The sequence below is a fragment of the Phenylobacterium sp. genome, assembly GCF_016793225.1.
Taxonomy (GTDB): domain Bacteria; phylum Pseudomonadota; class Alphaproteobacteria; order Caulobacterales; family Caulobacteraceae; genus Phenylobacterium.
Map to the genome: position 1 here is coordinate 1 of NZ_JAEUMN010000174.1, position 7052 is coordinate 7052.

The following is a 7052-nucleotide window of genomic DNA, read 5'->3' on the forward strand; positions in this document are numbered from 1 at the left end:
AGCCGGCCGTCACCGTCAGATGGGCGAAGCCCGTGAAATCGGCCTGGCTGACGTCGCCATAGCCCTCGAAGTCGTCGAAGACGATCGTCCGCGCCTGCGCGGCCACGCCGCCCGTGAGAGCCGACGCCACGGCGGCGGCGACGATTGTTCTACGCATGAGACACCCCCTGGTACTGCGGGGCCGATCACAGGCCGGGCGGCGGCATGCGGGAAGTGCGCCGGGGTGCAGCGGCATGCGCGAAGGTGCACGCGCGCCGCCCCACCTGCGCTTTTCGCGGGGCGACCCGTAACCTTAGCCGTTCTCCCGCGTTGGGCGCGGATGGCCGACATCCTCGACTGCGTCGTGGTGGGCGCAGGCCCCGCGGGCCTGACCGCCGCGATCTATCTCGCCCGGTTCCGGCGGCGGTTCCGGGTCATCGAGTCCGGCGAGAGCCGGGCCGCCTGGATTCCCCGCAGCCACAACCACCCCGGCTTTCCCGACGGCGTGCGGGGCCGCACGCTGCTCGAGCGCATGCGCCGGCAGGCCGAGCGCTATGGGGCCGAGATCGTGCGCGGCCGGGTGGAGGATCTCGCGACGTCCCGCGGCGGCTTCCGGCTGGCCACCGACGCGGGCGAGTTCGCCGCCAGGAGCGTCATCCTGGCGACCGGCGTGCAGGACGTGGCGCCTGCGATCCCCGGCCTGACCGACGCGGTGGCGCGCGGCCTGGTGCGCATCTGCCCGATCTGCGACGGCTACGAGGTCACGGGGCGCCGCATCGGGGTGCTCGGCTGCGACGACCACTGTGCGCGCGAGGCGGTCTTCCTCAAGGGCTATTCCGACGACGTGACCTTCATCAACCTCGGTCAGGACGCCCTCCCGCGCGCCACGGCGCGGATGCTCGAGGCCGCGGGCGTGGCCGTGGTCGAGAGCGCCCTCCGCGGCGTCACGATCGAGAAGCGCCGCATCACCGCCTTCGACTTCGAGACGGGCGAGCCACGAAGCTTCGACGCCGTCTACTCGGCCCTGGGCGTGACGCCCCGCACGCGGCTCGCCGTGCAGGCGGGCGCGAAACTCGACGCGGGCGGACGCCTGATCGTGAACGGCCACCAGGAAACCACCGTGCCCGGCCTCTTCGCGGCCGGCGACGTCGTGCGGGGGCTGAACCAGATCTCCACGGCCCAGGGCGAGGGCGCGATCGCCGCCACCGAGGTGCACAACCGGCTCCGCGCCGCCGCCGGGAACAAGCGCGGCAACTGAGCCGTTCGCCCGGCATGGCCAAAGCTCCGCCGCCCCGCAAGGGCATGCCCGATCCCACGCTTACCGAGACGCAGTTCCGGGCCCGCTACCTGGAGCAGTTCCACGACCCCGCCTTCCGCGCCCTCGACGCCGAGCTGGAGCGGATCGTGCAGACCGCCTGGGACGCCTACTCGAACCACCGCAAGGCGCCGGTCACGCGCAAGGCGGGGCCCGGGTTCGCCGACCCCGGCTACGATCTCTCGGTCGACTGGCTGGCCGCGCGCGACGAGATCCAGGCGGCGAAGGCGCGGCACGACGACCCGAACGGCCCGCTCCGCTTCCTCATCGTGAACGCGTCGGCCCGCAGCGAGCACACCTGTCCGGGCGAGATGTCCAAGTCCTGGCGCTTCGTCGAGATGGCCGCCGACATCTTCCAGACGGCCGACAACACCGCGGTCCGCGTCCTCGACCTCTCGCGCCTCGCGTCCGAGTACGGCCGCAACATCCACCCGTGCAAGGCGTGCTTCTCCACCGCGCCGGCGCTCTGCCACTGGCCGTGCTCCTGCTACCCGAACCACAGCCTGGGTCAGGTGCACGACTGGATGAACGAGATCTACCCGATGTGGGTCGAGGCCCACGGGATCATGATCATCACGCCGGTGAACTGGTACTCGCCCACCTCGCCGCTCAAGCTGATGATGGACCGGCTGGTCTGCGCCGACGGCGGCAACCCCGACCCGACCCGAACGCACGGCAAGACGGTGAGCGAGGCCAAGCAGATCGAGCTGGACGGCTGGGACTATCCCCGTCACCTCGAGAAGCGCCAGTTCGCGGTGGTGGTGCATGGCGACGTGGAGGGGGCCGAGAACGTCCGGCGCGCCCTCGCCGACTGGCTCAGCTTCATGCACCTCTGTCCGGCAGGCCCCAGCGCCCAGCTCGACCGGTACATCGGCTACTGGAAGCCCTACGCCACGAGCCACGACGAGCTGGACGCCGACACCGCGATCCAGGAGGAGGTCAGGAACGCCGCGCGCACCCTGCTGATGGGCGTGCAGCGCGACCCCATGGGCGAGTTCACCGGCTCGGAGCTGCAGGCCCCCCGCGAGAAGTAGCGGTCCCCGGCGCGCCGGCCGCGGCTCCGGGGATGACGACGCCCGGCAAAGCTGGCCTCATGCGTTCGGGAGGTGGCGGATGAAGACCTATCGTATCGGCGTCGTGGGACTGGGCCAGCGGATCGCGCATGTGCTCGCGGCGATGGAGGAGGTCGGGTGGAACCTGGACCTCGCGGCATATGTCGACCCGAACCCCGTCGGCGCGCCGATCCTCGAGACGACGCGCATCCGCCCGGGGCGATCCTGCGCCGACGTCGCCGAGCTGCTTGCGCGGGGGCCCTACGATCTCCTGATGCTGGGCGCGCCCAACCACCTTCACTACGAGCACCTGACGCTGGCCCTCGGCGCCGGCGCGCCGATCTTCGCCGAGAAGCCGATCGTGCGGACCGAGGACGAGACGGAGGCGCTCGCCCGCCGGCTGGCCGATCCGAAGGCGCCGCCGGTCTACGTCGGCCTGGTGATGCGTTCGCTGCCCATCGTGCGCGAGGTCCTCGCGCGCGTGGATTCCGGCGCGCTCGGCGAGATCGTCTCGCTGGACGCCACCGAGCACCTGCCGCCCGAGCACGGCGGCTACCTCGCCCGCAACTGGCGTCGCCGCGCCGAATGGGGCGGCTCGTACTTCCTCGACAAGGTGGTGCACGACTTCGACATCTTCGGCCGCGTCGCGGGCGCGCGGGCGGCGCGCGTCGCCAGCTTCGGCGGCCGACGGATCTTCACGCCCGCCGGGGCCGAGCGGCCGCGCGTCTACGAGGACGGCTCCGCGGCCTACGCCCTGCGCGACGCCGGCTGGGGCGCGGCGAACGACGCGTTCCACTCCGACATGGACGTGACGGACCATCAGGTCGCGATGGTCGAGTACGAGAACGAGGTCCGCCTCTCGTTCCACGCCAACAGCCACGTGGGCCTGCAGGAGCGCCGCTGGTACGTAGCGGGAACCGAGGGCACCCTGATCGCCGATCTTGTGCGCAACAAGCTGATGGTCCGCGGCGCGCTCCACCGCGGCAAGCCCGAGCGCGTCGACTTCGAGACCCGCACCGCCGACGCGCACAACGGCGCCGACCAGGCGATGGCGCTGGACCTGCTGGCGGCGCTCGAGGGCCGGCAGGCGTTCCCGGTGACGCCGTATGAATCCATGGAAGCCGGCCTGACCGTCATGGCCATCGACCGCGCGATGGCGGAACGGACAATGGTGGACTGCGCGCCCATGTGGGCCCGCTACGACGCGGCCAAGGCGGGACGCTGAAGCCGCCAAGCCTTCCCGTCATCCCCCGACGCCCCGCCTCCGTCATCCCCCGGCTTGTCCGGCGGATCTACTGGGCGCGGCTTCGGGGCTTTCCATGCGGCGTTCCCAGCGGCCGGCTCACAGCCCAGGGGGGTGGCCCGGACAAGCCGGGCCATGACGAAGCGATCGGACCTCCCGTCCTACGTCTCAGCCGGGCCATGACGTTCAGGCGGCGGGCGGCGAGAGCACCCGGTCCCCCAGCAACGCCTGCAGGTGCGGCGTGCGGGGATACGGGTCGTGGCGGTACTGGCGGAAGCCCTCGGCGTAGGTGACGCCGAAGTCGCGGCCGACGCGGCGGGCCCATGCCTCCATGGCGGCAAGGTGGTCGTCGACGGCGTGGTGCTTGCGGACCCAGTCCGCCTGGCTCACGTGCCGGTCGAGCATCTCGCGGCGCAGGGCGAACGTGTCGCCGACGTCCACCGCGAAATCCCGGCCGTGCGGCCGCCCCTCGCGATCACGGCCTGCGGCGGCGTCGCAGAAGTAGAGGTGCGGGATGGCGCCCAGGGGGGCGGCCGACCCGGTCCTGTAGTTGGCCACGGGCGCGGCGAAACACGCATCCCTGACGAGCAGGCTGATCGCCTCGTGGTCGGGATGGTAGTCCACCGGCGCGGCGGTGATGACCACGTCGGGCGACAGTTCGCGGAGAAGCTCGGTCACGCGCCGTCGCGATGCGTCGTCGTTGAAGACGCCGAGGTCCGGGAAGCCCAGGCAGCGGTAGTCGGCGCCGATCAGCGCGGCGGCGTCCTTCGCCTCCGCCTGCCGGATGCGGCCCGTCTCCTCGGGCCCGAACGCCGCGGAGCCGCCCTCGCCGGCCGTGGCGGTGACGATCGCGACCTGGTGGCCCGAACGCGACAGCAGGGCCAGCGTGCCGGCGGCCAGCCACTCGATGTCGTCGGGGTGGGCGTGGACGGCGAGGATTCGGGCCATGCTGTCACCGGTCGAACTTGGTGGAGAGCACGAGCGACGTGTTGGTGCGCTCCACGCCCCGGACCGCGCCGATCTCGTCGATGGTGGCGTCCATCTCGGCCACGCCGGCCGCTTCCACGGCGGCGATCATGTCGAACGGGCCGCTCACCGACTGCAGCCGCCGCACGGCCGGCATCCGCTTCAGCGCCGCCGTCACCGCCGCGGCCTGCTTCGGCTCGACCGTGAGCATGACGAAGGCGTGGACCCGCCCCTGTTCGTAGGCCGGCGCAAGCTTCACGGCGTAGCCGGAGATGGTGCCGTTGCGCTCCAGCTTGGCGAGCCGGCTCTGCACCGTGGTGCGCGACAGGCCGAGCGCGCGGGCCAGCTCGGCCACCGGCGCACGGGCGTTCTCGCGCAGCCGCGCCAGCAGGTGCTCGTCAAGGTCGTCCATCGGCGTTCCGCACAATCCTGTCGTCGATATGCCCAAGTTAGCCGTCCATATCGACCAAACGCCAGTTGAAAGCGGCGGAGGCCCTCGCGAATCTCGAAGTGGAAGCCGGAGAGGTCAGAAAATGCGCAAGGTCGCCGTCGTCGGGGCAGGCAAGATCGGTTCGACCGTGGTCGATCTGCTGGTGGGGTCGGGCAGCTACGAGGTCGCGCTGGTCGATCAGTCGGCCGAGGCGCTGGAGGCCTTTGCGGGCCGGGCGCACGTGGAAACCCGGGCGCTGGCCATCGAGGATCCCGCCGCCCTGGGCGAGGCCTTCGCGAACGCCTTCGCCGTGGTGAACTGCGCGCCCTTCCACCTGACCACCGTCGTCGCGCGCGCCGCCAAGACTGCAGGCGCCCACTACCTCGACCTCACCGAGGACGTGGCCTCCAGCCGCGTGGTCCGCGAGCTGGCGGCGGACGCCGCCACCGCCTTCATCCCGCAGTGCGGCCTCGCGCCGGGCTTCATCACCATCGCGGCCTGGGACCTGATCAAGCATTTCGACCAGCTGCACGACGTGCGCCTGCGCGTCGGCGCCCTGCCCCGCTATCCGTCGAATGCGCTCAACTACAACCTGACCTGGTCCACCGACGGAGTGATCAACGAGTACTGCGAGCCCTGCGAGGCGATCGTGAACGGCAAGCTCCGCGAGACGCCGGCGCTCGAGGAGTGCGAGGAGTTCGCCCTCGACGGCGTGGCCTACGAGGCGTTCAACACCTCGGGCGGCCTGGGCACCCTCTGCCACACCCTGGACGGACAGGTGCGGAACCTGAACTACAAGACCATCCGCTACCCCGGCCATGCGGCGATCATGAAGGCGCTGCTCAACGACCTGAACCTGCGCAACCGTCGCGACGTCCTGAAGGACATCCTGGAGAACTCGGTCCCGGCCACGATGCAGGACGTGGTGATCGTGTTCGTGACGGTCTCGGGCATGAAGAGCGGCCACCTGATGCAGGAGACCTACGTCAACAAGGTCTTCGCCCAGGAGGTGATGGGCGAGGTGAAGAGCGCCATCCAGATCACCACCGCCGGCGCGATCTGCGCGGTGCTGGACATGCTCGCCGACGGCGCCCTGCCGCAGACGGGGTTCATCCGCCAGGAGGACATCCCGCTGCACGCCTTCCTCGCGAACCGCTTCGGCCGCTACTACGCGGGCGAGGTCCCGGCGCCGGCGCTGCGCGTGGCGGCCGAATAATCGGGTACCATGATGACCGTGCAGACCAAGATCACCTCCGCCGCGGCCGAAGCCGCCGTCGTCCTGGCCCGCCTCGGCGTGGCCGAAAGCCTCTGGACCGGCGGCGGCCGGGCCGTGCGCTCGCCCGTCACCGGCGAGGTCATGGGCCATGTGCATGACGCCTCGCCAGCCCAGGTCGACGCCGCCATCGCCGCCGCCCACGACGCCTTCCTGGCCTGGCGCAATGTGCCCGCCCCGCGGCGCGGCGAGCTGGTGCGCCTGTTCGGCGAGGAGCTGCGCGCCGCCAAGGCCGACCTGGGCGCGCTCGTCACCCTGGAAGCCGGCAAGGTCACGTCCGAGGCCCTGGGCGAAGTCCAGGAGATGATCGACATCTGCGACTACGCGGTCGGCCTCTCGCGCCAGCTCTTCGGCCTCACGCTCGCCACCGAGCGGCCGGACCACCGCATGATGGAGACCTGGCACCCCCTGGGCGTCGTCGGGATCATCTCGGCGTTCAACTTCCCGGTGGCGGTGTGGTCGTGGAACTCGGCCCTGGCGTTCGTCTGCGGTGACGCCTGCATCTGGAAGCCCAGCGAGAAGACCCCGCTCACGGCCCTGGCCGTGCAGGCGCTGTTCGAGCGCGCCGCGGCGAAGTTCGGCGACGCGCCCGCGGGCCTGTCGTCGGTGGTGATCGGCGGCCGCGAGGTCGGCGAGGCCCTGATCGATCATCCGAAGGTGCCGCTGGTCAGCGCCACCGGCTCCACCGCCATGGGTCGCGCCGTAGGGCCGCGACTGGCGAAGCGCTTCGCCCGCGCGCTGCTGGAGCTCGGCGGCAACAACGCGGCGATCATCGCGCCCAGCGCCGACCTCGA

The 7052-nt window shown here is 71.3% G+C and carries 7 protein-coding genes; 5 read left to right on the forward strand and 2 right to left on the reverse strand.

Annotation, left to right across the window (positions count from 1 at the left end; all coding sequences use genetic code 11):
* The first annotated feature begins 319 nt into the window (after positions 1-319).
* From JNK30_RS20390 to JNK30_RS20400, 3 genes are all read left to right on the forward strand, one after another.
* Positions 320-1237, forward strand: a complete 918-nt coding sequence (locus tag JNK30_RS20390; RefSeq protein ID WP_293485167.1) for an NAD(P)/FAD-dependent oxidoreductase — start codon at positions 320-322, stop codon at positions 1235-1237.
* Positions 1238-1251: 14 nt separating this feature from the next.
* Positions 1252-2328 (forward strand): flavodoxin family protein, encoded by a 1077-nt coding sequence (locus tag JNK30_RS20395; protein WP_293485169.1) that lies wholly within the window; start codon positions 1252-1254, stop codon positions 2326-2328.
* A gap of 79 nt (positions 2329-2407) precedes the next feature.
* Positions 2408-3571, forward strand: a complete 1164-nt coding sequence (locus tag JNK30_RS20400; protein ID WP_293485171.1) for a Gfo/Idh/MocA family oxidoreductase — start codon at positions 2408-2410, stop codon at positions 3569-3571.
* Between the two features lie 204 nt (positions 3572-3775).
* Here JNK30_RS20400 and JNK30_RS20405 read toward each other — a convergent pair whose 3' ends face one another.
* Positions 3776-4537 carry a PIG-L family deacetylase gene (locus JNK30_RS20405; protein ID WP_293485173.1) on the reverse strand — a complete coding sequence of 254 codons (762 nt, stop codon included), beginning with the start codon at positions 4535-4537 and terminating at the stop codon, positions 3776-3778.
* A gap of 4 nt (positions 4538-4541) precedes the next feature.
* Complete coding sequence (locus tag JNK30_RS20410; RefSeq protein ID WP_293485175.1) at positions 4542-4967, reverse strand: Lrp/AsnC family transcriptional regulator; 426 nt, start codon at positions 4965-4967, stop codon at positions 4542-4544.
* A 121-nt stretch (positions 4968-5088) separates the two neighbouring features.
* Here JNK30_RS20410 and JNK30_RS20415 point away from each other — a divergent pair, with 121 nt between their 5' ends.
* Both JNK30_RS20415 and JNK30_RS20420 read left to right on the forward strand, forming a co-directional pair.
* Positions 5089-6201, forward strand: a complete 1113-nt coding sequence (locus JNK30_RS20415; protein ID WP_293485177.1) for a saccharopine dehydrogenase family protein — start codon at positions 5089-5091, stop codon at positions 6199-6201.
* Between the two features lie 12 nt (positions 6202-6213).
* Positions 6214-7052: aldehyde dehydrogenase family protein (locus JNK30_RS20420; protein ID WP_367118769.1), on the forward strand; the 839-nt coding region annotated here is incomplete at its 3' end.